A 25,684-nucleotide genomic window follows, 5' to 3' on the forward strand; every position below is an offset into this window, starting at 1 on the left:
GCCCTGGGATGACACACCATGCGACCAAAGTTGACGATCAGCCGGCGTCCTCCTCGGGGACGAGCCCGTGCTGCAGGGCGAATATCACCGCCTGCACCCGGTCGCGCAGCCCCAGCTTGGCGAGCAGCCGGGTCACGTACGTCTTCACCGTCGCCTCGCTGAGGAACAGCACCCCGGCGATCTCGGAGTTCGAGCGACCACGGGCGAGTTCGATGAACACGTCCAGCTCGCGCTCCGTGAGCAGCCGGAGCTCAGCCGGCGGCTCCGGAAGCGGCCGGGTCTGGCCGAGGAAGCTCTCCACGAGCCGGTCCTGCACGGCGCGCGAGAACACCCGCTCGCCGCGGTGCGCAGCCCTGATCGCCCTGAGCATCTCCTCGGGCGAGGCGGTCTTCAGCAGGTAGCCGGCCGCCCCGGCGCGCAGCGCCTGCTCGATGCTCTCGACCATGTTGAAGGTGGTGAGCATGATCACGACGCAATGCGGGTGATCGGCACGGATCCTCGTCAGTCCTTCGAGGCCGTCGGTGCCCGGCATCGACATGTCCATCAGCACGACGTCGGCCCGCTGCTCACCTGCGGCGATCGCCGCCTGAGCGCCGTCGGATGCCTCCGCCACCACTTCCATGTCGGCTTCGACACCCAATATCGCCACGAGCCCTGCGCGCACCAGGTCATGATCGTCCGCGACGACGATGCGAATGCTCGGCTGCGAGCGCTCCTGCTGTTCAGCGGTCACTGTCGGCTCCCATCTCCTGAGCCCGCGCGCCCTGATCGGCGTCGCCGGCACTGCGCGGTCTGCACCACTCGGCATGGATCTCGAACCCCTGGTCACGAGGCCCTGCCCGGAACCTGCCGCCGCGCTCGGCGACGCGCTCCGCGAGTCCTGCCAGGCCTCGCCCCTGGCCGAGGCTCCGCAGGACGCGATTCGCGCCTGAGGCGGGCCCGTCGATCGACGAGGCCGGCCCGCTGTCCACCACCCGCACGAACCGGCGCGTGCCGCTCTCGCCCGTCTCGATCGTGACGCGCGCTCCCGGCGCGTACCGGGTGATGTTGGTGAGGGCCTCCTGCACGATGCGATAGCTGAGCCGATCGCCCTCGCCCTCCGCTCGATGCCGGATCTGCAGCCCGCTCGCGCGCGCTCCGTCGACGAGCAGATCCAGGCTCACGCCCAGCTCATCATCGGTCGCGCGACCGCGTGCCAGCGATTCGATCTCCACCAGGGTCCGGGCACCCACCTCCAGCGCCGCGGTCATGCTGCGACGGGCACGCGGCGGGTCGACCGTGCCGAGCGCGTGCGCCGCACCGACCTGCAGACTCATGGCGGTGATCCCATGACTGACTCCGTCGTGCAGTTCACGGGCGAGCAGCATCCGTTCCGCTTTCTCCGCCCGCGCGGTCGCCGCGGCGATGCCCGCCATCAGGCGCACGGTTCTGGACTGCTCCCGCTGAAGGATGTCATCGCGCTCCTTCCAGGATGTCGCCGCGACGTGCGTCACGAGGACGAGCACGACCACGAACCCCGCCCCCTGTCGTCCGAACTGCACGCCCAGCAGCAAGGCGGCCGCCGAGACGATCACCAGGGGGACCAGTCCGCGCGCCGTCGGCATCCGGGTCAGCTGCCAGACCAGCGCACCGAGTCCGACGCCCAGCGGCAGCAGCGCGTCCGCAGCGAACGTCGCCTCGCTCGCCGCGAGGGCGAAAGCGCCGCCCGCTGCGAGGGATGCGACATACGGAACACGATGCACCACGAAGGTGCACAGCGACACGGCCACCCCAGCCGCGATCAGGCGCGGATGCGGTCCGGTCAGCGTCGCGGTCAGGATCGCCGCTGTCAGGAGCAGAATCCCGAACCACCGGTTCACCCCGGTCGTCGCCCAGGACGGCCTGTCTGTCATCCACCGCGCGAAGCGCCACGGCAAGCCGCTCCGCTCCGCCGCATCACCCTGATCCGGTTCCTGCTCCGCGCGCCCGCTTCGCCCGGCTGCGGCGCCCGCACCACCGTCCAGCAGAGTGAGTGTGTCGTGCAGCCTGCCGATGGCGCGGTCGCCCTCGCGGCGGATCGCCTCGGCATCCGTCGCCCGGTACGGCACCCCACCGCGCGCCATCTCCTCAGCCAGCGCGTGCATGCGCCCGACGGCGCCGCGCAGCACATCGAGCGCCGCGGTCGTCGCCTGGAAGCGCCCGGCCCTCGCCGAGCGGTTCATCGTGGATTCCAGATCGACGGCCGACAGGCTCGCCGATTCCCGCGCGGCCTCGACAGCCTGGCGTGCACGTCGCCGCACCACGACGCCGAGCAGCCAGGCCGGTGCGTGGGCGAGAAGCGAGAGCAGCGCGGCGTACGCCGGCGCCTCGGCACGACCGGCCAGGACGAGGGCGAATGCCGGCGTGAGCAGCAGGCCGGGCACCACGCTGTCGAGGTTGAGCCCCAGCGAAGCCAGCACGCTCACCGCGGGAAGCAGCATCTCGATCTCGCCGTAGGGCATCCCCGCCAACGTGCCGAGACCGCAACCGGCGAGGACGATGAGGGCCGCGACCTGCGGACGCCATTCCAGCAGCGCCACGCCGCAGACCACGATCGGGATGACCAGCCAGACGAACCAAGGGCGGCCGCCGGCGTGCGGTGCCATGTAGAACGCCGTCCAGGCCCCGCAGAGCAGCGCCGCCGCCAACGGGCGACGCAGGAAATCCGCGACGCTGCTCATGACCCTCATGCTAGGGGTCGCGCACCTATCGGACTCGAGGTCTCCGTATCGCTCATCGAAGGTTGACCGAGGTGTCGACTTTGGGTGACTCGTCGCCACCGTCGGGTGGTAGGCGCCGCACGCCGGCTGCGGTCGGATGGTGCCCGGGGGAATGCGGGCATCCGCCACGGAGCGTGCGCTCATCAGCGCCGTCCGCGATCGCCCGCCCATCGACGGCGAAGGAGCGCACTCATGAGCATGCAGATCCAGGGCACGAGACGACACCGGCACAGTCTGCGAACCCGACGACGCCTCGCGGCCGTCGCACTCGCCCTGGCTGCGACGACGGCGCTGAGCGGATGCTTCGCACTGCCCACCCCGACGCCGGGCGCCACCTCCCAGACGCAGACGAAGGCGGAGAAGAAGAAGGGTCCGACTTCTGTCGAGATCCCGGTGATGCTCGTGAACAGCGGCAGCAAGACCGGCAGTGTCGGCTCGGCCACCGTGAGCATCGCGCAGGGTACCAAGGACGGCATGACCGTCGAGGTCGCCGAGTCCGAGGTGAGCGGCATCGGCGACAGCTTCCGCGCCGCAGCCTGGAACGCCGTGATCGTCGCGACGCTGCTCACCGGCGCCGGGCTCGACACCGACTATCGGATGGAGATGCACGGCAAGGTCGACGGCCCGAGTGCGGGAGGGGTGAGCACCGTCGCGCTGCTCAGTCTGATCCGCGGCGACAAGCTCGACAAGGCCGTGGCCATGACCGGCACGATCACCGGCTCCGGCACGATCGGGCCGGTCGGAGGCATCCCCGAGAAAGTACAGGCCATCGCCGACGACGGACGCTTCACCAAGGCGCTGATCCCGCTGGGCTCGCGCATCTCCCACGACATGTCCGGCAACCAGGTGGACGTGATCCGTCTCGGGAAGGAAGCCGGTATCGAGGTCGTCGAAGTGGGAGACGTCACGCAGGCCTATGAGGAGTTCACCGGCGTCGCGCTGACCCCCGGGACCAAGGCCAGCACCCCCAAGATCAGCGACGAGGGCTACCAGCGGTTCGAGGTGGCCACGCGCAAGCAGCTCACCGCATTCGCCGAGGAGGATTCGCGCTTCCTCGGTCTCGCCGGCGCTGTGCAGGAGATCGGCCAGGGCGCCTACGAGGACGCGCACAGCGACAGACTCGAGGCGGAACGTCTGCTGTCTCAGGGCATGCCGGGCGGTGCCTTCATCAAGGCGGTCAGCGCGAACCTGCTGATGGCGGCGATCACCGGAACCTACGAGGCCATCAACGGCGCCTTCCTGGGCGATGTCTCGGTGCTGGAGCGCGCCCTGTCATCGACCGACACGACGATGTCGAAGATCACCAACTATCTCGACAGCCTCAACTCGTTCAAGGTCAAGACGCTGGCGGATGCCGAGGCGCTCGCCACCAGCTACGGCAACGGGTTCGATGCCCTCACCCTTCACGGGTACGCCGAGAACAGCATCTCCCAGCTGCTGAGCGACCTCGATCGCGGTGCCTACGCGACGATCGAAGAGGTGATGATGGCATCCATCGTCCCGCTGCTGTACCTTCAGATCGCCTCCGCGCAGATCGAGGCGGCCGAGGCCACCTTCGAGATCGGTCGGGGGTTGGACGGTCCGCCCATCGACGGGTCCGTGGACGTCGCCGCTCTCGGAACGTTCCTGCGCACAGCATCCGAAGCCAACCTCGAAGTGTTCGACTCGCTGATCCTGAAGTCCCTCGCCGAGGGATCGGGCATCTCGATGGACATCGCGCGCAACCGGCTGGGCGAACGCGACTTCGGCGTGGCACTCGCGTACAGCGGCAAGGACTACATCCATGCCGTCACCGCCTATCTCGGCGAGGACAACCCCAACTCCCCCTACGCGATGATCGGGCACGGCTGGATCAACTACGCCCGCAACGCGAGCCTCGTCGACAAGTACTACAGCAACGGAAAGGTCGACGGTGCGACGTTCGAGATCACCGGAGCGAAGTCCGAAGCCGTGCTCATGCACACGATCGACTTCTCCCGCACCCAGCTGTCCCACGCGATCGGAGCACTGGACGAGAAGGACTACTCACCGACCCTGATCGTCGGCGCCTTCGAATCGAGCACGCTCGATCGCGAAGGCGACGTCAGCGACAAGTTCATCGCGATCGAGGGATTCACCGGCTCGTACGCGATGGCGAAGATCCTCGCTTACCTCGGCGGCTTCCCCGCCCCGCAGTGACTCTCCGCATCCACCACCGATACAAAGCATCCACCACCGATACAAGGCATCCACCACCGACTCAAGGAGCAGATCATGTCCCATCCCGAATCCGCGCCCACGGCTCCCCCGCAGGCACCGCACCAGGCCGCACCGGCCCCCTCGGCGCCCGGAACCGGTCTCGGCATCGCCGGGCTCGTCCTCGCCTTCCTCGCCGCACCGATCGGTCTGATCCTCAGCATCGTGGCGTTCGTGAAGCTGCGCAAGAACGGCGGAAAGACGGGCGTCGCCCTTGCCGGGATCATCATCGGCGCGCTGTTCGTGATCGCCATCACGATCATGATCATCGTCGCCGTCAGCATGTTGAGCCAGGTCGCGGGTATCTGCTCGCAGCTCGGCCCCGGCGTCTGGGAGCAGGGCGGCGTCACCTACACCTGCGGCTGATCACGGGCCCGCCTGCTGGTCGCGCCGCCACCCTCCCGCGCGCCGACACCCCGTACTGCCGCCGAGACCCCGTGCTTCGAACGTCTGCAGCACGGGGTCTCGGCGAGAAGTCGGGGTGTCGGCGCCCGAGAAGAGCGGGCCTACTTCTTGTAGTTGGGCGCCTCGACGACGATCTGCACGTCGTGCGGGTGCGACTCCTTCAGCCCTGCAGAGGTGATTCGCACGAACTTGCCGCGCGACTTGAGCTCCTCGATGGTGCGCGCGCCGACGTAGAACATCGACTGGCGCAGGCCGCCGACCAGCTGGTAGGCCACCGCCGACACCGGGCCGCGGTACGGGACCTGGCCCTCGATGCCCTCGGGGATCAGCTTGTCGTCGCTGGGCACGTCAGCCTGGAAGTAGCGGTCCTTCGAGTACGAGGTCTGCTTGCCGCGGGTCTGCATCGCGCCCAGCGAGCCCATGCCGCGGTAGAGCTTGAACTGCTTGCCGGACTGGAAGACGATCTCGCCCGGCGACTCGTCGGTGCCGGCCAGCAGCGAGCCGAGCATCACGGCATCCGCTCCGGCGACCAGCGCCTTGGCGATGTCGCCCGAGTACTGCAGGCCGCCGTCGGCGATCACGGGGACACCGGCCGGAGCCGCCGCCAGCGACGCCTCGTACACGGCGGTCACCTGCGGCACACCCACACCCGCGACGATGCGCGTGGTGCAGATCGAGCCCGGCCCGACGCCCACCTTGACGGCGTCCACGCCGGCATCCACCAGCGCCTGCGCGCCCTCGCGGGTCGCGACGTTGCCGCCGATGATGTCGATGTGCTCGAACGTCGGGTCGGCCTTGAGCCGCTTGACCAGGTCGATCACTCCCTGCGACTGGCCGTTGGCCGTGTCGACGACGAGGATGTCCACGCCCGCGTCGCGCAGCGCCTCGGCGCGCTCCCATGCATCGCCGAAGAAGCCGATCGCGGCGCCCACGCGCAGGCGGCCCTGCTCGTCCTTGGTGGCGAGCGGGTACTTCTCGCTCTTGTCGAAGTCCTTGATGGTGATGAGGCCCGCGAGCTTGCCGTCCTCATCGATCAGCGGCAGCTTCTCGACGCGGTGCTTCGCGAACAGCGCGATGACCTCGCCCGCGGCCACACCCACCTTCGCGGTGACGAGGTTCTCGCTGGTCATGACGTCCTTGACCAGCGTGGTCTGACGCTCGAAGCCCGACACGAAGCGCATGTCACGGTTGGTGATGATGCCCACCAGATGGCCCTCATCGTCCACGACGGGCAGTCCGGAGATGCGATACCGGGCGCACAGGTTGTCGACCTCTTCGACGGTGGCGTCGGTGGTGGTGGTGATCGGGTCCGTGATCATGCCCGACTCGCTGCGCTTGACGCGATCGACGTCGGCGGCCTGGTCGGCGATGGAGAGGTTGCGGTGCAGGATGCCGATGCCGCCCTCGCGCGCCATGGCGATGGCCATGCGGGCTTCGGTCACGGTGTCCATCGCGCTGGAGAGCAGCGGCGTCGCGACCGAGATGCGGCGGGTGATCCGCGAGGAGGTGTCCGCCTCGCTGGGGATGACGTCGGTATGACCCGGCAGAAGCAGCACGTCATCGTAGGTGAGTCCGACGAAACCGAACGGGTCGTGCTGCGACATGGAACTGGCTCCTCTGCGCCGGGGGCGCGATCGAGTGACGTGAATGCGCGAGGACGTCTGCAGCCTTGGACGGGAGCGGCGTCCGCCGTGTACCGATTCTAAACGCCGTGCGCCTGCGGATATTCCGAGAGTGACGGATGCCCGAAGAGCCGGTCGCGTTCCGATCCGGACACGGCTGATGCGAATCCGGCCTTCGGCGGGATACGCTCAGTGCGACGTCCATGATCGAACGGCGACCCGAAGTCCGTTCGACGGCACTCGATGTGGAGGATGCGTGGGACTCAGAACGATGACGCTTCGGCGCCCCAAAAACGGGCTGATCGCGTTGCTGGCAACGCTTTTGGCTGCGTTCCTCGTGCTCGGCATACCCGCCGGTGCAGCACAGGCCGATACGACCGATGACGGCCAGGAGATCACCCAGTTCTACTTCGGCGGGAACATCACCTTCGAGGGGAAGCCGATCGACGGCGTCACCGTCTCGGTCGATGGTCACGGCTTCGATGCGAAGACGAAGACGGATGCCGAAGGCAAGTGGCGTCTGTACGTCCCGGAGAAGGAGAAGTACACCCTCGCCATCGACGAGGACACGCTGCCGAAGGGCGTCATCGTCGACGCTGCACAGCTGCCTGCCGGTGTGGCGGCGGTCGAAGGCACCAGTGGATCGTTCGAAGCCGAGTTCGGCCTGACCGGCACCAAGATCATCAACCTCTTCCTCGGCGAGGGAGAGCGCATCACGGTCTCTTTCGCCGATCAGCTGATCTCGCGCACAGTGGGCGGCATCAACTTCGGTCTGCTTCTGGCACTGGCCTCGATGGGTGCAGCCCTGATCTACGGCACGACCCGCCTGTCGAACTTCGCACATGGCGAGATGGTCACGTGGGGCGGTGTCGCGGCCCTGCTGGTGACGTCCTTCTGGCAGCTGCCGCTGTGGCTCGGCCTGATCGCCGCCGTCGTCGGCGGAGCGATCCTCGGCTGGGCCCTGGATGCCGGCATCTGGCGTCCGCTGCGCCGACGAGGCCTGGGCATCGTGCAGCTGCTGATCGTCAGCATCGGACTCTCGCTCGCCCTGCGCTATGCGCTGCAGTACATGATCGGCGGCGGCACCTACCAGCTTCCCGGCGCCAGCCCCGACCCGATCCAGTTCGGGCCGATCTCGCTGTCGTACATCGACCTCATCGGCATGGGCGTGAGCATCGTGATCATCGCCGGGATGGGCTGGTTCCTCACCCGCACCCGCGTCGGCAAGGCCACCCGCGCGATCTCCGACAACCCGCAGCTCGCCGCGGCATCCGGTATCGACGTCGACCGGGTCGTGCGAATCGTCTGGATCATCGCCGGCGTACTGGCCGCCATCTCCGGCGTGTTGTGGACGTACTTCCGCCCCGGTGTGCGGTGGGACATGGGCATGCAGATGCTGCTGCTGATGTTCTGCGCCATCACGCTCGGCGGTCTCGGTTCGACCCTCGGAGCGCTGATCGGGTCGATCATCGTGGGGCTCGCCGTCGAGGTCTCGACGCTGTGGATCCCCTCGGACCTCAAGTACGCCAGCGCGCTGCTCGCGTTGATAGTGATCCTGCTGGTCAGGCCTCAGGGCCTGTTCGGTCGTCGGGAAAGGTTGGGCTGACGCATGGACTTCGGAGCAATCTTCGGCAACACCGCCGCCTACCTGTTCAGCCCGGTCACGATCGCCTATGCGCTCGCAGCGACGGGGCTCGCCGTGCACTTCGGCTATGCCGGCCTGTTGAACTTCGGTATGGCCGCGTTCATGGCCATCGGCGGATACGGCTACGCGATCTCGGTGCTCACCTTCGGTGTGCCGTGGTGGATCGGCATTCTGATCGGTCTGATCGGCGGCGCGCTGTTCGGCCTGGTACTCGGCATCCCGACTCTTCGTCTGCGCGCCGACTACCTGGCCATCGCCACCATCGCGGCTGCTGAGATAGTGCGCCTGTTGTTCCTGACGCAGGTGTTCGACAAGTGGACCAACGGAGCCGAGGGCCTGTACGGCTACAGCGACGGTTTCCGCGCGGCCAATCCGTTCCCCGAGGGGACGTACGGATTCGGCCCATGGTCGTTCACCGAGGTGCAGCTGTGGGATCGTGTCTTCGGCCTGATCATGCTCGTGATCGCGATCCTCGCCGTCTGGGCGCTGATGCGCAGTCCCTGGGGCCGGGTGCTCAAGGGCATCCGTGAAGACGAGGATGCGGTGCGCTCGCTCGGCAAGAACGTCTTCGCATACAAGATGCAGGCGCTCGTGGTCGGCGGCATGATCGGCGCCATGGGCGGGATCGTCTTCGTGATCCCCTCCGCTGCGGTGCCGGGCAGCTACTCCACGTCGTTGACGTTCTTCCTGTGGACGGTGCTGCTGCTCGGAGGAGCAGCAACCGTGATCGGACCGACGGTCGGCGCGGTGCTGTTCTGGATGCTGTTCGCCTTCCTCGGCAATCTGCTGCCGCAGATGGCCAGCAACGGCCTGCTGCCGATGACGAGCACGCAGGCGGAGACGGTGCGCTGGATTCTCGCGGGTGTCGCGCTCATGCTGATCGTGATCTTCCGCCCCCAGGGCATCCTCGGAGACAAGAGGGAGATGACCTTTGTCAAGTGACGAGAGCATCCCGGCGGACCCCCACCCGACCGGCAGCGTCCGACGCCCCAAGACGACAGGGCTTGCCACGGGGCCGGCCAAGCCCGGTGTGGCCAAGGCCGATCCGATCCTCGTCGTCGATGGCGTCGAGCGCCGGTTCGGCGGTCTGACCGCTGTCGATGTCGATCACCTCGAGATTCCTCGCGGCGCGATCACAGCCCTGATCGGCCCGAACGGCGCAGGCAAGACCACCCTCTTCAACCTGCTCTGCGGGTTCGACAGACCGAACGCCGGCCGCTGGTCGTACGACGGCAAGAACCTTGCCGGTGTGCCGTCGTTCAAGGTGGCGCGCATGGGTCAGGTGCGCACGTTCCAGCTGACCAAGTCGCTGTCGCTGCTCACCGTGCTCGAGAACATGAAGCTGGGCGCCGGCGGCCAGCGCGGCGAGAAGTTCTGGTCGAGCTTCTTCCCGTTCCTGTGGCGTGAGCAGGACAAGCAGATCGAGACGCGCGCACTGGATCTGCTCAAGCGGTTCAAGCTCGATGCCAAGCAGGCGGATTTCGCGGCATCCCTCTCCGGAGGTCAGCGCAAGCTGCTGGAGATGGCGCGTGCGCTGATGAGCGACCCCCAGCTGGTGATGCTCGACGAGCCGATGGCGGGTGTCAACCCAGCGCTGACGCAGTCGCTGCTGGACCACATCCTCGATCTGAAGGAGCTCGGGATGACCGTGCTCTTCGTCGAGCACGACATGCACATGGTGCGGCATATCGCCGACTGGGTCGTGGTCATGGCCGAGGGCCGTGTGGTCGCGGAGGGTCCGCCCGACGAGGTCATGTCGGATCCCGCGGTGGTGGATGCCTATCTCGGAGCGCATCAGGACGTCGATCTCGGTCAGGTCACCGGCCGGATGCCGGTGATCACGCGCGATGCTGCTGCGGCGGCGCGAGTGCGCGCGAAGATCGAGGCCGAAGCAGAGGCTGAGCTCGAGGAGGAGCAGAAATGACGGATGCTGCGACCCAGCCCCCTGTCGATGACCGCGATGTCATCGTCGAGCTGAAGGAGGTGCATGCCGGATACCTTCCCGGGGTGAACATCCTCAACGGCGCCAACCTCATCGCCCGCAAGGGCGAGCTGATCGGCATCATCGGGCCGAACGGTGCCGGAAAGTCCACACTGCTGAAGTCGATCTTCGGCATGGTTCAGGTGCGCGAGGGCGAGATCACGGTCAAGGGCGAGAGCATCCTGGGGCTGAAGGCCGACAAGCTCGTCGCTCGAGGAGTGGCGTTCGTGCCGCAGACGAACAACGTCTTCCCCTCGCTGACGATCGCCGAGAACCTGCACATGGGCCTGTACCAGAACCCGAAGATCTACAAGGAGCGCCTGGAGTTCGTCACGGGCATCTTCGCTGAGCTGGGCAGCAGGCTGAAGCAGCGAGCGGGCTCGCTGTCGGGCGGTGAGCGTCAGATGGTGGCGATGTCGCGTGCGCTGATGATGGATCCGTCGGTGCTGCTGCTCGACGAGCCGTCGGCCGGCCTGTCGCCGGTGCGCCAGGATGACGCGTTCATCCGGGTGTCCGACATCAACAAGGCCGGCGTGACGACCATCATGGTGGAGCAGAACGCCCGTCGCTGCCTGCAGATCTGTGACCGCGGGTACGTGCTCGATCAGGGCCGGGATGCCTACGAGGGCACCGGTCGCGAGCTTCTCGAGGACCCGAAGGTGATCGGCCTGTACCTGGGCACCCTCGGCCAGGACGACGCCGCCTGAGCGCGCGCAGCGCCTGAGCGCATACAGAAGAGGTCCCGGATGCGAATGCATCCGGGACCTCTTGTGTATGCGGCTTACTTGATCCGCGAGTTGTTGTTGTCGGCGCCGTACTGGTAGACGCCGATGGCGGCACCGGCCGGGTCGTTGTCGTCGTTGAAGGTGACTTCGCCGGACAGACCGTCGTAGTCGGCCGTTCCGCCGCCGTTGATGATGTCTGCGCACTCGGCGAAGGTGGTGCACTTCTCACCGTCGCCGGAGCCGCCCGAGACCTCCTGCATCTTGCCCGCGATGTCAGCACCCTTGGTCGACCCCGACGCGAGCGTCGCGAGCGAGATGAGGATGACGGCGTCGTAGGCCTCAGCCGAGTAGGTGACGTCGTTGATCGGGTCGTTGCCCGCGGCGGTCCAGACCTCGTTCAGCTGCGTCAGGAAGTCCTCCGGCAGCTCAGCGCCTGCGCGCGTGCCCTTGGAGCCTTCGAGGCTGACACCGAGGTTGTCCTTGGCGTAGTTCGAGAGGTTGCCGTCGACCATGTACAGCTTGCCGGTATCGATGCCGGCGTTGCCGAGCAGTGGTGCGATCGTCTTGAACTGGTCGTAGGAGACCACGGCGACAGCATCCGGCTTCGATGCGGCGATCGTCGACACCTGAGCGTCGTACTGACCGTCACCGACGTTGTACGACGCCTCGGCGACGACCTTTCCGCCGTTCCCCTCGAAGGTGGACTTGATCGCCTCGAACAGGCCCGTGCCGTAACCGTCGTTCTGGTACAGGATTCCGAGCGTCTTCGCGCCGTCCTCGGCGATCTCGTTGCCGAGCACCTCACCCTGCAGGCTGTCGCTGGGCGCGGTACGGAAGTACAGCGGGTCGAGCCCGGTGAAGTCAGCCGAGGTGTTCGACGGCGAGACGGTGACCATACCGGCACCGACGTTGCCGTCGAGGATGAGCTTGGTGACGCTGGACGATGCGGCACCCACGAGAGCGGTCACGCCGCCGCTGCGCAGCTTCTCGATCGAAGTCTCGTACGCCTTGGTGTCGGTGTCGCCCTCATCCTCCTGGCTGAGTTCGATGGTGACGCCGGCCTTCGCCTCGTTCACCTGCGACACGGCCAGCTGAACACCCGCCTCCATCGGAGCGCCGAGGAACGCGAGGCTGCCGGTCTTGGGCAGCAGCGATCCGAGCTTGAGGGTGACGTCGACGGCGGCGGGCTTGTCGCCCCCGGTGGTCGGCTTCTCGGTTGCAGCCGGAGTGCTGGCGCAGCCGGCGATGATCAGTGCGGTCGCGCTGACCAGCGCGATCCCTGCGAAGACTCTCGCGGGTCGCGAGCCCTTCATAGCGTTCATGTTGCTCCCTTGCGTAACTGAACGTGGATTCCCACCTTCGGGTTTCTCTCACCCTATTGGCTGGGATGCGCGCGCGGACCCGGAGAGGATATCGGTCCCTTAACGATCCGCGCCCGGCGATCCGCCGGTCGTCTGCCGCCTCAGACCAGCGCCGGCGGAGCCTGGCGCCTGCTGCGTCCCTTGTGCAGCACGATGTCTCCGACGAACACGGCGATCGCGACCCAGACGAGGATGAAGCCGACCCAGCGCTCCGCGGGCATCGGCTCGCCGAGCACCGCCCAGCCGAGCAGGAACTGCATGATCGGGGTGATGAACTGGATCATCCCGACCAGGCTCAGATCCACACGTCGCGTCCCGGCGGCGAACAGCAGCAGCGGGATCGCCGTCGCGATGCCCGCGCAGGACAGCAGCACGGTGTGCAGCGGGCTGATGGTTCCCATCGTGATGCCGCCGTCACCGGCGACCAGGAACAGGATCACCGCGGCGATCGGGATCATCCAGAAGGATTCCAGCGTGAGGCCGCTGACGGCATCCACCGCCGGTCCGATCTTCTTCTTGACCAGACCGTACAGTCCGAACGAGGCGGTCAGAGACAGGGCGATCCATGGGAACGAGCCGTAGGCGACGATGATCACGCCCACCGCGACGGCCGCGATGCCGATCGCGACCCACTGCGCGGGGCGGATGCTCTCGTGCAGAACCAGCACGCCCAGCAGCACCGTGAAGATGGGGTTGATGAAATAGCCCAGGCTCGTCTCGACGATCTGCTCGTTCATCGTGGCGATCACGAAGACCTGCCAGTTGATGTAGATCAGGATGCCGGCGAGGGCGGTGAGGGCGAGGGAGCTTGGGCCTGCGCCAGATGGTGATCAGGCGCTGCCATCCGCGGGTGACGAGCAGCAGCAGCACGCAGAAGACCAGAGTGAGCAGCAGGCGCCACGCCACGACCTCGAACGGCCCGGTGGGAGCCAGCACGATGAAGTACAGCGGGAAGACGCCCCACAGCAGATACGCGGCGATCGTGTAGAGGGTGCCGGCGGACTTCGTGCTCACCGACCAAGCCTAGTGTCCGGGAACGACGAAGGGTCCGGATGCTCAGCATCCGGACCCTTCACGACCCGTGGGTCGCTGAGCTTGTCGAAGCGCGTCAGCGGACGACGACCGCCAGAACGTCGCGGGCCGAGAGCACGAGGTACTCGTCAGCGCCGAACTTCACCTCGGTGCCGCCGTACTTGCTGTACAGCACGCGGTCACCCACGGCGACGTCGATCGGAACGCGGTTGCCGTTGTCGTCGATGCGGCCGGGGCCCACGGCCACGACCTCGCCCTCCTGGGGCTTCTCCTTCGCAGTGTCGGGGATGACCAGACCGCTTGCGGTGGTCTGCTCGGCCTCGACCTGCTGGATGACGATGCGGTCCTCGAGCGGCTTGATGGAAACCGACACGGTGTACCTCTTCTTTCTTGACTGAGAATCAGAAGACTGGTTAGCACTCTCATGCCGAGGGTGCTAACTCCAGTCTAGGACGATGATTGGCACTCATGCAATGCGAGTGCCAATCGCGCGGGCTTCCCGTGCCGGACATGTGTGCCACATGGGTGCATATCCGCGGCGGGATGCGGCCATGTGGCACACATGTCCGGGCCCGTAGGCTGGGACAGTGGAGATGACCGAGCTCGCCGCCCTGCTCACCCGCGACGGGCTCGCCCTGCTCGACGAGGTCGGGCCGATCGCGTCCACTGCCAAGGTCGCGCAGACCGTTTCGCGGTTGCGCGCGGCGGGGCACTCCCCCGATCTCGTCTCGGCGGTCGTCGGCCAGGCGCACCTGCGGGTGAAAGCGCAATCGAAGTTCGGCGAGTTCGCCGAGCGGATGCTGTTCACCCGGGCCGGCCTGGAGCAGGCCACCCGGCTGAACGTGGCGACGCTGCATGCCGTGCGGATGCGGCAGGCCGGGATCCCCGCGGTATCGGATCTGGGGTGCGGGATCGGCGGCGACAGCCTCGCCTTCGCCGGCGCCGGCCTCCAGGTCACCGCGGTGGATGCCGACGAGGTCACCGCCGGGATCGCGGCGTACAACCTCGCACCGTTCGGGGAGGATGCCACGGTGCGCACCGGGCGCGCGGAGGACAACGTCCCGGTCGGCGGCGGCGTCTGGCTGGACCCCGCCCGTCGCACCGCGGGTCACAGCGAGACACGGCGGCTGACGGCATCCGACTGGTCGCCGTCGCTGGACTGGTGCTTCGAGGTGGCGGGGCAGCATCCGACCGGCATCAAGCTCGGGCCCGGCCTGGATCGCGACCTCATCCCCGACGACGTCGAGGCGCAGTGGGTCAGCGCCGACGGCAGCGTCGTCGAACTGCTGCTGTGGAGCGGCGCGCTCGCGCGCGACGGCATCCGTCGTTCCGCACTGATCGTGACCGGTGGGCAGACGCACGAGCTGACGGCGGCGGCGGATGCCGAGGATCTGCCCGTGCGCGAGCTGGGCGCCTTCCTGCACGAGCCGGACGGGGCGGTGATCCGGGCGCGGCTGATCGGAGATGCCGGGCGGATGCTGGAGGCCGGCATGCTCGACGAGCAGATCGCCTACCTCACCGGCGACGCCGCGGTGACGAGCCCGTTCGTGCAGTCGTTCCGAGTGCGCGAGACGCTACCCGTGCACGCCAAGACCATCAACGCCGCGCTGCGCAAGGGCGATATCGGTCGCCTGGAGATCAAGAAGCGCGGGATGGACATCGACCCGGCGGCGTTCCGCAAGAAGCTCACGCTGCGCGGATCGCAGGAGGCGACGCTGATCCTCACGCGCACGCCTGCCGGGCGCATCGCGATCCTCGCCGACCGGGTCTGACGGGCTTCCGGGCGCCGGCGCTCAGCCGACGTCGACGGGCGTGTCGTCGACCCACGTGCAGTCCCCGGTCTCGATGTCGCACGTGACTTGTAAGGCGGTCGCCTGCTTCAGGATCGTCAGCACCGGACCGCGCTGATCCGACCAGACCGCCTGGTAGACGCTGTCGCCGAGCGCGATCTCCAGTGGGCCCTCGGAGTAGTCGTCCGTGCAGTGCTGCTGCACGGCCGACGTGGCGGGATCCACGACGGCGATGCACCTCTCCGGACCCCACGTGCTCCACACCGGGATGTCGCCGTCGTAGCCGAGGATCTGCAGCTCGGATCCGTGCAGCCCGGCCTTCTCGAGGATGTCGATGAGCGCCAACTCTGCCGAGGAGTACTGTCCCTGCCAGTCGCCGGCGGTCAGCGCCATGTGCTCGATCACAGGTGCCCAATCACCGGACAGCGTCGGAATGAGAAGCCCCGTGACGTTGGCGCTCGTGTCGCCGTCCTGCGTCTGCACCTGCGCGACGGGGTAGTCGATGCCTCCATCGGATCGTTCCCCCGATACGCAGCCGGTGCTGCGCTGCCCGTCGACGCTCAGGACGACGCACGGCTTCTCCTTCTGCGTGGCCGACCAGAGTGCGGCACCGTCCTTCTCGCCGCGGAACTGCACGCTTCCCGCATCGAAGTCCCCGCTCGCGACGATCTCGGCGTCGATGGTCTGCTGTTCGACGGTCATGGTGGGCGCCGCGTCCAGCGTCCGGGGCGAACTCAGCCAGCCGATGCCGGCGCCGAGGACCAGAGCCGCGACCGTGATGACGACGGCGAGCGCGCGGCGCGGACGTCGAGCGGGTGCGGCTCCGAACTCCGTTGCCGGGTCGGGTTCGGGTTCGGATGCTGGAGCCTGCTCTACGGCATCCGAACCCGCCGCATCCGTCATTCCGGGGGTCGGAGCGACGGCCGGCGGTTCCGGCAGGGAGGCTGGTGCTGGTGCTGGTGCGGGTGCGGGTGCTGACAGCATCCGCAGTTCTTCCTCCTCTTCAGGCGTCAGGCTGCCTTCGACGGCGAAGGCGCGACGTTGCAGTTCCCGCCGGCGTGCGGCATCGGCGTGATCGGTCATGCGTCAGCCCTCCTTCACGACGTCGGGCATGCGGGTGATGGTGAGCACCGGGCCGCGGTTCTCGGTCGGCTGCACGGTGTACTCCGCGTCGCCGATGTCGAGGCTGAGCGTCTGACTGCTGTTGACACCGGATTCTCCGCACTGCTGCGACAGGTTGCCGTCGCGCACCACCATCAGGCAGTACCGCTCGTTCTGGTACACCCACACCGGGACATCGCGGTCGTAGCCGACGATGCTCAGCGACGCTCCGTCGAACCCGGCCGCCTCCAGTGTGTGCGCCGTCGCGAGCTCGGCATCGCTGAACATCGACCGCCAGTCCCATTCCTCATTGGCGTAGCGTTGCACGACGGCGATCGAGTTTCCGGCGATGTCGCGCCGGACCGTGGCGAACAGCGAGTAGTCGACGCCGTCCTCGTTGTAATCCATGTTGGCCTGCCGCTCGAAGCCGCCCGACGGCTCCGGCTCGGGCGAGCCGCACGCCTCGGTCAGCTCCTCATCGCGAGTGAGCACCAGGCACTGCACATCGGACTCGCTCCGCTGCGCCGCCCAGATGTCCACGCCGTACTTGCTGCCGAGCAGGGATACGGAGCCCGGCGTGTACTTCTCGGAGGCCTCCAGCTGCGTCCATGCCTTCCGCTGCGCGGCATCCATGGCGATGGTGTCGGCTCCCGACCCGAGTACGAACCGCCCGAAGGCGAAGCCGGCCAGAATCGCCACGACGGCGATCACCGGCAGCAGCCAGCGGCGCAGCAGCATCCCCGCTCCGATGCCTCGCAGGGCGCGACTCGCCGTGACCTCAGGCTCCGATGCGGCGTGTTGCGCCCCGCGAAGGAGCTCGGAGGCTGGTGCGGGCGCGGGCACGAGCGCGGGTGCGGGCGCGGAGGCTGGTGCGGGCGCGGGATCAGCGGATGCCGAACCCTCCCCCGCTCGCAGGGCGCGACTCGCCGTGACCTCCGGGTCCGACGCGGCGTGTTGCGCCCCGGGAACAGGGGCGGGCCGCACAACGGGCTCCGGCGCGATCAGGTTGCGGTTGTCGAGGTCGTGCAGCTCGGCGATCTCGGCATCCGTCAGCGCACCACCAGGTGCGTACACCCGTTGGTGAAGCTCATGTCGTCGTGCGGCTTCGTCGGCATCCAGCATCCGTCACCCCAGGATCTCGAACTGCATGGCCGCCCAGATCAGCCATCCCGTGCTGAACAGCGCTGCGAACACACCCAGCACAAGGGCCCACATCGCCATGGCACGATTCTCGATCGGCCGGCGCAACGACATGATCGCCGCGATCACGGCGACGACCGCGACGGGGATGCCCCAGCCGACGAACATCGAGGTCGCCAGAGCCACGATGGCCGCGAACAGCGCCCAGGGCGCGAGTCGGGCATCGTCCGTGTGCCTCGCGTCCGCAGACGGGGCCCACCCGCTCGCGGCGAACTCCTCCGCATCCGGAACGCTCTCCCGCTCGACCGGCACGGGGGCCGTGGGCAGCTTGGCGTAGCCCTTCGACGCGCCGGGCACCGACGCCGTGCCTTCGGGACGCTCGACCTCGGCACTGGGCTGCTCGACGCGCGGCACCTCGGAACCCTCGCTGCGCGGATCGGTCATGCCGCACTCACCTGGATCTCCGTGACCGGCAGCGTCGAATCCGCGCCGAACTCCAGCGTCGACGCACCCCGCCCGCTGGCGATCAGCTCGGCGGCCAGGCCCGCGATCATCGCACCGTTGTCGGTGCACAGGCTCAGCGGCGGGATCCGCACGGTCACTCCGGCGGCCGCAGCGCGCTCGAGGGTCACGTCGCGGAGGCGCCGATTGGCGATCACTCCCCCGCCCAGCAGCAGGCGCGGCACACCGCGGTCGGCGCACGCGGCGAGCGCCTTGGTGACCAGCACGTCCACTACGGCCTCGCGGAAGCTCGCGGCGACATCGGCGACGGGGATCTCCTCACCGTTCGCCTCGGCCCGCTCGACCCACCGCGCGACGGCGGTCTTCAGGCCCGAGAACGAGAAGTCGTAGCGGTGCTTCTCCAGATCGGATGCCTTCGACAGCCCCCGCGGGAAGCGGATCGCCTTCGGGTCGCCCTCGGCCGCGACCCGGTCGATCTGCGGGCCGCCGGGATAGGGCAGTCCGAGCAGGCGGGCGACCTTGTCGAAGGCCTCCCCCGCTGCATCGTCGATGGTCTCACCGAGCAGCTCGACGTCGGTGGTCAGATCGCGCACGTGCAGCAGGGAGGTGTGCCCGCCCGAGACCAGCAGCGCAATGGTCGGGTACTCGAGCGGCTCGGCATCCGCGCTTCCGTCGTGCGCCAGGATGTCGGCGGCGATGTGCCCGACCAGATGGTTCACGGCGTACAGCGGCTTGTTCAGCGAGACCGCCAGCCCCTTCGCCGCACCGACGCCCACCATCAGCGCGCCGGCGAGGCCCGGGCCGCTGGTGACCGCGATGGCATCCAACTCCTCCAGGGTGACCTGCGCCTCGGCGAGCGCCTGCTCGATCGAGGGCTGCAGCGCCTCGAGGTGGGCGCGCGCGGCGACCTCGGGCACCACGCCGCCGTAGCGGGCGTGCTCGTCCATGCTGGACGCGATCGTGTTGGACAGCAGAGTGCGGCCGCGCACGATGCCGATGCCGGTCTCGTCGCAGCTCGTCTCGATGCCGAGCACCAGGGGTTCGGTCATGCGGTGGCCTCCTGTGCGGCATCCGTCGTGTGTTCCTGGTCTGCGCGCCCCGCGCCCTCACCCGTTCGGGAGGAGTTCTCTGCGATGGGAGGAGCTTCTGCAGGAATCTCTCCTCCCGAGCGGGAGTTCTCCTCCCGAGCCTGCGGGGCAAGGGCGGCACCCGGGGCGGGGGCGGCACGCTCTGCCCACTCCCCCAGGTTCAACCGCATCACGATCGCATCGACGTTCCCGGGCTGGTAGTAGCGCGGACGGCGTCCGAGCTCGGCGAATCCCTCTGACGCGTACAGCGCCTGCGCGACGGGGTTGTCGGCGCGCACCTCGAGGAACAGCTCGCGCGCCCCGCGGGCGACGGCCTCGTCGGTCAGGGCGCGCAGCAGGGCACGCCCCCGGCCGCGTCCGCGGAACTCCGACGCCAGCGCGATGGTCTGGATGTCGGCATCCGACCCGCCCTGCAGTGCCCGCACCCCGCCGTAGCCGACGACGCGGTCGCCCTCGACGTCGACCAGGTACCTGTTGTGCGCGCTGGCGACCTCGGCGGCCATGGTCTGCTCGCTCCACGCGTCATCGGGAAAACCGCGACGTTCGAGCTCCATGATCGCGGCGAGGTCGTCGATCGTGGCGGTGCGCAGCGTCATCCGCTCACCCGCTTCGGTGGGCCGGGCTGCACGACATCCGGCGAGCGCAGGTACAGCGGCTCGGCGTCTGCGAGTGTGCGTCCGGCGGCGATGGCGCGCGCGCCGACCCTGGCCAGGGCGGATGCCGAGAGCTCGGCGGTCTCGTCCACGGGGTCGGTTCCGCGCTTCTCGAGGCGGGTGGGTTCGATCAGGTGCGGGATGCCGTCGGCATCCGTCCCGTCGAACACGCTCACCGCGATCTCTCGGCGGCGCGCATCGGTGATGACCGTGACGGGCCCCTCGGCGTCCAGCGCGATCGCGAAGTGGCTGGGGATCGGGATGACGGGGATGCCGCGGCCGAGCGCGAAGGTGCGCGCTGCGGCGATGCCGATGCGCAGGCCCGTGAACGGGCCGGGCCCCATGCCGGCGACGACATGGGTGATCCCTGGACGGGCGACCCGCGCGAGCAGGTCGCCGATGACCTCGGCGTGGCCGAGGCGGCCGGGCGCGGATGCTTCGGCGACCACGGAGCCGTCCGCGTCGATGACGGCGACGGCCGTGCCCAGGGAGGTGTCGACGGCGAGAATCACCCTTTCAGGGTAGTCGTCGCACCAGCACTGGTGCCGCCATGGCGGCGACGCGGATGCGGGTCTCAGGCCAGCAGCGCGCGCAGCGGAAGATCCTGGTCATCGAGGATCAGCTGCGCGCATGCGCCCGTCGCCGAGTTCACGACGATCGGTGCCAGCAGGTTCACGTGCACACCGTCGGAGGTGTGGCCCACGACGAGCAGCAGCATGGCCTGCTCGGGCCCGGTCAGACCGAGCGCCCGCACGTCGCTGTCGCTGATCGTCGGCGCATAGTCCGCCGCCACACGGCGCGATTCGACGACGTGGAGCCGCAGCGCCTGATCGTCGACCGCGTCCAACGAGAACAGCCCGTCGGCGTCGGCGACCGGCTCTAGCAGGAACCGCGTGTGCGGTGCGAAGCCGGGCGGCGGTGTGACGAAGGTCAGGACGACGCTCATCGCAGGAAATCCATCAGCGACGGCTGCAGCACGCGCCCTGTGACGGCGAGCGCCGACCGGTAGACGAGCTCCTGCGCCTGCAGCTTCACGAGCACCTCGACCGAATCGACGTCCTCGACCGCGGCCCGTCGCGCTTCGAGTGATACCGCGTCCTGCATCGTCGTCTCCTTCGCGCGCTCGATCTGCGCCTGCCTGGCGCCCACTGCCCCCTGCGCACTGAGCATAGTGTCGCGCCGCTGATCGATCTCCCCGACCCGGGTCCCGACGTTCACGCCGGTGCGCAGGTCGGACACGATCCGGTCGATCAGCGAGAAGACCGAATCCGCTCCGACCCCGAACACCGCGGCGCCGTCGCTGTCGACCCGGATCGATCCGGCGTCGGAGATCCGGCGCACCACCTCGGATCCGGGAATGCCGCTGTGGTTGCCGTCCTCGTCGAACGCCGCCTTGTCTGAGGTGCCGGCGAAGACCGAGCGCCCGACGATGGTCGTGTTGGCGGTGGTGAGCATCTCCGCGCGGATGCTCTCCAGCTCCACCGCAATGGCCTCCTTGGCGGTCGCGTCCATCGCGCCGTCATTCGCGCCCTGCAGGGTCAGCGTGCGCACGCGCCCGAGCAGCGCCGTTCCGGCGGTGATCGCGGAGTCCGCGGCCGTCAGCCATGCCAGCCCGTCGCCGATGTTGCGGGCGTACTGCTCGTTGCGCTGCTGTTCGCCGTGCAGTCGCAGCGTGGTCGTCGCCGCGGCCGGGTCGTCGGAGAGCGCGAGGAACGCGCGCTGCGAGGTGGCCTGCTCCTGCAGCCGGGACAGCTCGGACAGATTCGTCTGCAGCTGCCGCATCGCGGAGGATGCCATCGATGAGGTGGTGACACGAGAGATCATGTGCGGCTCCTATCGGCCCACGAGGCCGGTGCGATTGATCAGTACGTCGAGGGATTCGTCCACCGCGGTCAGCACTCGTGCGGCGGCCTGATACGCGCTCTGGTAGGTGAGCAGGCTGATCGTCTCCTCATCGCCGTCGACCGCGGCGACCGAGCGCTGCGCGGTCACGGCCGTGACGGCTGCGGCATCCGACAGCCGCGCCCGCTGGATGTCTCCTGCGGTGCTGACCGCGAACGCGCCCACGGCCCCGGTCCAGCGCGCATCGGGTGAGAGTGCGTTCCGTCCGATCTCGGAGATCGCGTTCGCGTTGCCGGCGTCGAGGGGGCCGCCGCCTGCACTGGCGAGGGCGAGATCGGATGCGTCGTGCACGGCCAGTCCGAGACCCAGCGCCGCCGGGCCCGTCGTCGAGAGTGTGAAGAAGTCGCCGCCGGGCTGTCCGGTCGCGGTCTCACCCTGGCGGTGCTGTGCGTTGACCATCTCGGCGAGGGCCGTCGCCACAGCGCTGTACGACTCGGCGATGCCGGCGAGGGTGCCGCCGTCGGCCGCCGGGGCGAGCACGCTGAGCATTCCGCCCAGCTCGCCGCCGTCCACCGCGACAGGGAAGCCGGCGGCACCGGACCACGACACCGTCATCCTCCCGTTCTCTCCCATCGACATGGGTCCGTCCAGCGTCAGGGAACGTGCGCTGTCGCCGGAGACGAGCGCGTTGCCGTCGATGCGCACGGTCATCGTGCCGTCGGCCTCGAGCGTTCCGCGTGCGCCGACGAGGCGGGCGGCCACCTGCACCAGGCCGTCACGACGGTCGATGATCTCGTTCGCCGATCGACCGGATGCCAGCGCATCGCGGATCTCGGCGTTCAGATCCGCGATCTGCGTCGCGGTGGCGTTCACCTGCGCAACGGTGCGCTCTGCGGACGCCCTGGTGTCGCTCCACTGCGTGGCCACCGATCGATAGCCGCCGGCGATCTGGGCGGAGAGCTGCGCGGCGCTCTCCAGCACCACGGAGGCCGCGGCGCCGGAGTCCGGGGCGATGGCGAGATCCTGCCAGCCGGCCCAGAACTTCGACAGGCGGGCGGCGAGCCCGTGCTCGCTGGGTTCGGACATCGCAGTCTCCGCCGTGGTGGCGGCGAGCGCCCGGGCCGACCAGAAGCCGGCAGAGCTCGACGACTCGCGCACGCGGGCGTCCAGAAGCGCATCCCCCAGCCGCGTGATGCCGTCCACAGCCACGCCGTGCCCCGGCGCCGCCCCGACGCTGAACCGGGTGGACAGCCTCGCCGCGGCGATGGCCGAGGTGTCGACGCGCTGCCGCGTGTACCCCTCGGTCGCCTGGTTGGCGATGTTCTGCCCGACGACATCCATACCGCGGCGTGCTGCCGCCAATGCGCTGGCCGCAGTGCCGAGCCCGCTGAAAGTGGACATCGTGCCTCACATCTCCGTGTCGATGATGCGGGCGGAATCGCCGCGCGCGCGGTCGCCCTGGGTGGTGTATTCGCCGGTGGTCTCGCCGACTCCCGCGAGCGTCTCCTGCGTCGCCCGCAGCACCGCTCGCAATCGCTCGGAATTCCCCTCGCGAAGACGGCCGACCTCATCGGTCAGCGTCGTCAGGGCGTGCAGGTGGCCGGTCAGAACGTCGCGCCAGGCCTCCGTCGGTGCGATCTCGATCAGTTCACGGATGCCTGCGCCTTCAGCCGCACCCCACTCCGCTGCGACCGTCTCCGCCTCGACGACGCGCGTGACTCCCGCCTCGCTCAGACCCGCGAGGACCTGCTCTATCTCGCGTGTCGCGAACTGCGTCCAGCGCGATCGGCCGGCCGCGAGAAGCAGCTCCTGCTCCTCGAGTTTGAACAGCAGCATCTCCAGCAGTTCACGTTCACGCCACAACAGCATGGACAGTTCATTCGCTCCCATTATGCTTCTCTCCCCAGTGAGGACCGCTCGGTTGAACGGTCAGCGACGACTATCGACTGCCTCCAGAATATTGTTATGCCAGGGGTATGGGGAGTTCTCCCCATACAGCTATCATTCAGGTTGTGGTAGGAGGGGAAGCTTGCCACAGGGACGCCCCAGCCCACCTGTCCGGAGGATAAACGAGCCCCTATGTCGACGTCTGACGAGCGCAACCGCCTCATAGTAGAGAACCTGCCACTGGTCGGCTATCTCGCTTCGGAGACCCACGCTCGCGCAACGCATGTGCCGCGTGAAGACCTGGTCTCCGCGGGCGCACTGGCTCTGGTGACCGCCGCCGACGCCTTCGACCCTCATCTCGGCGTGCCGTTCGGCGCGTATGCCCGCAGGCGCATCCTGGGCGCGTTCGCCGACGAGATGCGCTCGATGGATTGGGCGCCGCGCGGCGTGCGCAGTCGCATCAAGGAGACCACGCGCGTTCAGGAGGCCCTGTCCTCGGCGCTGGGGCGACAGGTCTCCCCTGCGGAGATCGCGACGACGATGGGCGTCTCGACGGCCGAGGTCTCCGGCGCTCTCGCCGATGCCGCCCGCACGGTGACCACGATCGATGACGCGTACGATTCCGACCTGACCTCACTCACTCCCCTGCCCGAGGAGTCCGCGATCGTCGCGGAGCGACGCAACCTGCTGGAGCACGCGATTCACGCGCTGCCGGAGCGGATGCGGGCGATCGTGCACGCGGTGTACATCGAGGAGCGTCCGGTGAAGGACATCGCCGAGGAACTGGGAGTCTCGCACTCCGCCGTGTCGCAGCAGCGGGCCGAGGCGATCCGTCTGCTGCGCGACGCCCTCGAGCAGTTCTACCGCGAAGGCGGGGAGGCGACGGTGAGCTCGCGCGTCTCGGCATCCGTGCGCGACGGATTCTTCGCCCGCATCGCGGATGCCGGCGGCAGCCGCATCGCGCGCGCTCTCGCGCCCGCCGGCGTCTCGCCCTGACGCCTTACCCGCCACCTCGTCCTGCCGATAGCTCTCTGCGGAGCCCACGGACGGGCTCCGTACGGATCCCATCACGGAGGAACACATCATGGGTATGCAGATCAACACCAACGTGTCGGCGCTCAACGCCTACCGCAACCTGTCCAACACGCAGAACGACCTGTCGAAGTCGCTCGAGAAGCTCTCGAGCGGTCTGCGCATCAACCGGGCCGCGGACGACGCGGCGGGCCTGGCGATCTCCGAGGGCCTGCGCTCGCAGGTCAACGGCCTGAACGTCGCGGCACGCAACGCCCAGGACGGCATCTCGGTCATCCAGACCGCGGAAGGCGCCCTGTCCGAGGTCCACTCCATCCTGCAGCGCATGCGCGACCTCGCGGTGCAGGCCGGTAACGACTCGAACAACACCGAGTCGCGCACCGCGATCAAGACCGAGATCGACGGTCTCGCGTCGGAGCTGAACCGTATCGGCGCCAACACCGAGTTCAACGGCATCAACCTGATGGACGGCACCTCTAAGTCGTTCCAGGTCGGCGCCAACGGCAACGAGGCAGGCGTCAACGTCTCGAACGTGATCACCGTGGACCTGACCGACCTGTCGGCCGCGCTCACCGGCGTCGTCACCACCGAAGCCACCGGTGCCGACCTGACCGCGACCATCACGGTCGACACTCAGGACAACGCTGCTCTCGCCATCGAGGCCATCGACACCGCGATCACCGCGATCAGCACCTCGCGCGCTGAGCTCGGTGCGAAGCAGAACCGGTTCGAATCGGCCATCAACTCGCTCAACGTCTCGTCGGAGAACCTGGCTGCTGCCGAGAGCCGCATCCGCGACACCGACATGGCATCCGAGATGGTCAAGTACACGGCTGCGAACATCCTGTCGCAGGCGGGTACGGCGATGCTGGCTCAGGCGAACCAGTCCACCCAGGGCGTCCTGCAGCTGCTGCGCTGATCATCAACGATTCCCGGGTGAGGGGC

25 protein-coding genes are annotated in these 25,684 nt (G+C 68.3%); 9 read left to right on the top strand and 16 right to left on the bottom strand.

Going from position 1 to position 25,684, the window contains the following annotated elements; translation table 11 throughout:
- Positions 1-37 precede the first annotated feature (37 nt).
- Both QF046_RS06735 and QF046_RS06740 read right to left on the bottom strand, forming a co-directional pair.
- Entirely contained in the window at positions 38-733 is a 696-nt protein-coding gene (locus QF046_RS06735; protein ID WP_307367505.1) for a response regulator transcription factor, read from the bottom strand.
- On the bottom strand, positions 723-2,699 hold the full coding sequence (locus tag QF046_RS06740) for a sensor histidine kinase (RefSeq protein WP_307367508.1): 1,977 nt from the start codon (positions 2,697-2,699) through the stop codon (positions 723-725). Before QF046_RS06740 ends, QF046_RS06735 begins: the two co-directional genes overlap by 11 nt.
- A gap of 231 nt (positions 2,700-2,930) precedes the next feature.
- On the opposite strand from QF046_RS06740, the gene QF046_RS06745 reads away from it, so the two are divergent.
- Together QF046_RS06745 and QF046_RS06750 are read left to right on the top strand one after the other, a co-directional pair.
- A complete protein-coding gene (locus QF046_RS06745; RefSeq protein ID WP_307367510.1) occupies positions 2,931-4,916 on the top strand; it encodes a S16 family serine protease in 1,986 nt (661 codons plus the stop codon).
- A gap of 75 nt (positions 4,917-4,991) precedes the next feature.
- Positions 4,992-5,339: a hypothetical protein gene (locus QF046_RS06750; RefSeq protein ID WP_307367512.1), complete on the top strand. Its 348-nt coding sequence runs from the start codon at positions 4,992-4,994 to the stop codon at positions 5,337-5,339.
- Positions 5,340-5,479: 140 nt separating this feature from the next.
- On the opposite strand, the gene guaB is transcribed toward QF046_RS06750, so the two are convergent.
- Positions 5,480-6,982 carry an IMP dehydrogenase gene (gene guaB, locus QF046_RS06755; protein ID WP_307367514.1) on the bottom strand — a complete coding sequence of 501 codons (1,503 nt, stop codon included), beginning with the start codon at positions 6,980-6,982 and terminating at the stop codon, positions 5,480-5,482.
- A gap of 289 nt (positions 6,983-7,271) precedes the next feature.
- On the opposite strand from guaB, the gene QF046_RS06760 reads away from it, so the two are divergent.
- The 4 genes from QF046_RS06760 to QF046_RS06775 are packed head-to-tail and all read left to right on the top strand — an operon-like array spanning position 7,272 to position 11,333.
- Positions 7,272-8,606 carry a branched-chain amino acid ABC transporter permease gene (locus QF046_RS06760; protein WP_307367516.1) on the top strand — a complete coding sequence of 445 codons (1,335 nt, stop codon included), beginning with the start codon at positions 7,272-7,274 and terminating at the stop codon, positions 8,604-8,606.
- A 3-nt stretch (positions 8,607-8,609) separates the two neighbouring features.
- Positions 8,610-9,587 carry a branched-chain amino acid ABC transporter permease gene (locus tag QF046_RS06765; RefSeq protein ID WP_307367518.1) on the top strand — a complete coding sequence of 326 codons (978 nt, stop codon included), beginning with the start codon at positions 8,610-8,612 and terminating at the stop codon, positions 9,585-9,587.
- Positions 9,588-9,594: 7 nt separating this feature from the next.
- Positions 9,595-10,569 carry an ABC transporter ATP-binding protein gene (locus QF046_RS06770; RefSeq protein WP_373425752.1) on the top strand — a complete coding sequence of 325 codons (975 nt, stop codon included), beginning with the start codon at positions 9,595-9,597 and terminating at the stop codon, positions 10,567-10,569.
- Complete coding sequence (locus tag QF046_RS06775) at positions 10,566-11,333, top strand: ABC transporter ATP-binding protein (RefSeq protein ID WP_307367520.1); 768 nt, start codon at positions 10,566-10,568, stop codon at positions 11,331-11,333. Before QF046_RS06770 ends, QF046_RS06775 begins: the two co-directional genes overlap by 4 nt.
- Positions 11,334-11,407: 74 nt before the next feature.
- Here the strand turns inward: QF046_RS06775 and QF046_RS06780 are convergent, their stop codons facing one another.
- The 3 genes from QF046_RS06780 to groES form a co-directional block, all read right to left on the bottom strand.
- Positions 11,408-12,673, bottom strand: coding sequence for an ABC transporter substrate-binding protein (locus tag QF046_RS06780; protein WP_307367522.1), 1,266 nt, complete (start codon positions 12,671-12,673; stop codon positions 11,408-11,410).
- 140 nt (positions 12,674-12,813) lie between these two features.
- Positions 12,814-13,461 carry an EamA family transporter RarD gene (gene rarD, locus QF046_RS06785; RefSeq protein WP_307367524.1) on the bottom strand — a complete coding sequence of 216 codons (648 nt, stop codon included), beginning with the start codon at positions 13,459-13,461 and terminating at the stop codon, positions 12,814-12,816.
- A gap of 359 nt (positions 13,462-13,820) precedes the next feature.
- Positions 13,821-14,117, bottom strand: a complete 297-nt coding sequence (gene groES / locus QF046_RS06790) for a co-chaperone GroES (protein WP_028502311.1) — start codon at positions 14,115-14,117, stop codon at positions 13,821-13,823.
- Positions 14,118-14,331: 214 nt separating this feature from the next.
- Between groES and QF046_RS06795 the strand changes: the two genes are divergently transcribed.
- A complete protein-coding gene (locus tag QF046_RS06795; RefSeq protein ID WP_307367531.1) occupies positions 14,332-15,516 on the top strand; it encodes a class I SAM-dependent methyltransferase in 1,185 nt (394 codons plus the stop codon).
- A gap of 21 nt (positions 15,517-15,537) precedes the next feature.
- On the opposite strand, the gene QF046_RS06800 is transcribed toward QF046_RS06795, so the two are convergent.
- From QF046_RS06800 to flgN, 10 genes are all read right to left on the bottom strand, one after another.
- On the bottom strand, positions 15,538-16,617 hold the full coding sequence (locus QF046_RS06800; RefSeq protein WP_307367532.1) for a hypothetical protein: 1,080 nt from the start codon (positions 16,615-16,617) through the stop codon (positions 15,538-15,540).
- A 3-nt stretch (positions 16,618-16,620) separates the two neighbouring features.
- Positions 16,621-17,757 carry a hypothetical protein gene (locus QF046_RS06805; protein ID WP_307367534.1) on the bottom strand — a complete coding sequence of 379 codons (1,137 nt, stop codon included), beginning with the start codon at positions 17,755-17,757 and terminating at the stop codon, positions 16,621-16,623.
- Between the two features lie 3 nt (positions 17,758-17,760).
- On the bottom strand, positions 17,761-18,219 hold the full coding sequence (locus tag QF046_RS06810) for a hypothetical protein (protein WP_307367536.1): 459 nt from the start codon (positions 18,217-18,219) through the stop codon (positions 17,761-17,763).
- Positions 18,216-19,286: a tRNA (adenosine(37)-N6)-threonylcarbamoyltransferase complex transferase subunit TsaD gene (tsaD, locus tag QF046_RS06815; RefSeq protein WP_307367538.1), complete on the bottom strand. Its 1,071-nt coding sequence runs from the start codon at positions 19,284-19,286 to the stop codon at positions 18,216-18,218. Before tsaD ends, QF046_RS06810 begins: the two co-directional genes overlap by 4 nt.
- A complete protein-coding gene (rimI, locus tag QF046_RS06820; RefSeq protein WP_307367540.1) occupies positions 19,283-19,921 on the bottom strand; it encodes a ribosomal protein S18-alanine N-acetyltransferase in 639 nt (212 codons plus the stop codon). The genes tsaD and rimI overlap by 4 nt, the downstream gene beginning before the upstream one ends.
- Positions 19,918-20,490, bottom strand: coding sequence for a tRNA (adenosine(37)-N6)-threonylcarbamoyltransferase complex dimerization subunit type 1 TsaB (gene tsaB / locus QF046_RS06825; RefSeq protein WP_307367542.1), 573 nt, complete (start codon positions 20,488-20,490; stop codon positions 19,918-19,920). The genes rimI and tsaB overlap by 4 nt, the downstream gene beginning before the upstream one ends.
- Positions 20,491-20,552: 62 nt before the next feature.
- Positions 20,553-20,924, bottom strand: a complete 372-nt coding sequence (locus QF046_RS06830; protein WP_307367544.1) for a flagellar assembly protein FliW — start codon at positions 20,922-20,924, stop codon at positions 20,553-20,555.
- A complete protein-coding gene (gene flgL, locus QF046_RS06835; RefSeq protein WP_307367546.1) occupies positions 20,921-21,802 on the bottom strand; it encodes a flagellar hook-associated protein FlgL in 882 nt (293 codons plus the stop codon). The genes QF046_RS06830 and flgL overlap by 4 nt, the downstream gene beginning before the upstream one ends.
- Positions 21,803-21,811: 9 nt before the next feature.
- Positions 21,812-23,221: a flagellar hook-associated protein FlgK gene (flgK, locus tag QF046_RS06840; RefSeq protein WP_307367548.1), complete on the bottom strand. Its 1,410-nt coding sequence runs from the start codon at positions 23,219-23,221 to the stop codon at positions 21,812-21,814.
- A gap of 6 nt (positions 23,222-23,227) precedes the next feature.
- Positions 23,228-23,710 carry a flagellar export chaperone FlgN gene (gene flgN, locus QF046_RS06845; protein WP_307367550.1) on the bottom strand — a complete coding sequence of 161 codons (483 nt, stop codon included), beginning with the start codon at positions 23,708-23,710 and terminating at the stop codon, positions 23,228-23,230.
- A 189-nt stretch (positions 23,711-23,899) separates the two neighbouring features.
- On the opposite strand from flgN, the gene QF046_RS06850 reads away from it, so the two are divergent.
- Together QF046_RS06850 and QF046_RS06855 are read left to right on the top strand one after the other, a co-directional pair.
- Entirely contained in the window at positions 23,900-24,703 is an 804-nt protein-coding gene (locus QF046_RS06850) for a sigma-70 family RNA polymerase sigma factor (protein WP_307367552.1), read from the top strand.
- Positions 24,704-24,791: 88 nt separating this feature from the next.
- Positions 24,792-25,658 carry a flagellin gene (locus QF046_RS06855; RefSeq protein WP_307367554.1) on the top strand — a complete coding sequence of 289 codons (867 nt, stop codon included), beginning with the start codon at positions 24,792-24,794 and terminating at the stop codon, positions 25,656-25,658.
- Positions 25,659-25,684: the final 26 nt, after the last annotated feature.

This window comes from Microbacterium sp. W4I4, from assembly GCF_030816235.1.
In the GTDB taxonomy this organism is placed as follows: Bacteria; Actinomycetota; Actinomycetes; order Actinomycetales; family Microbacteriaceae; genus Microbacterium.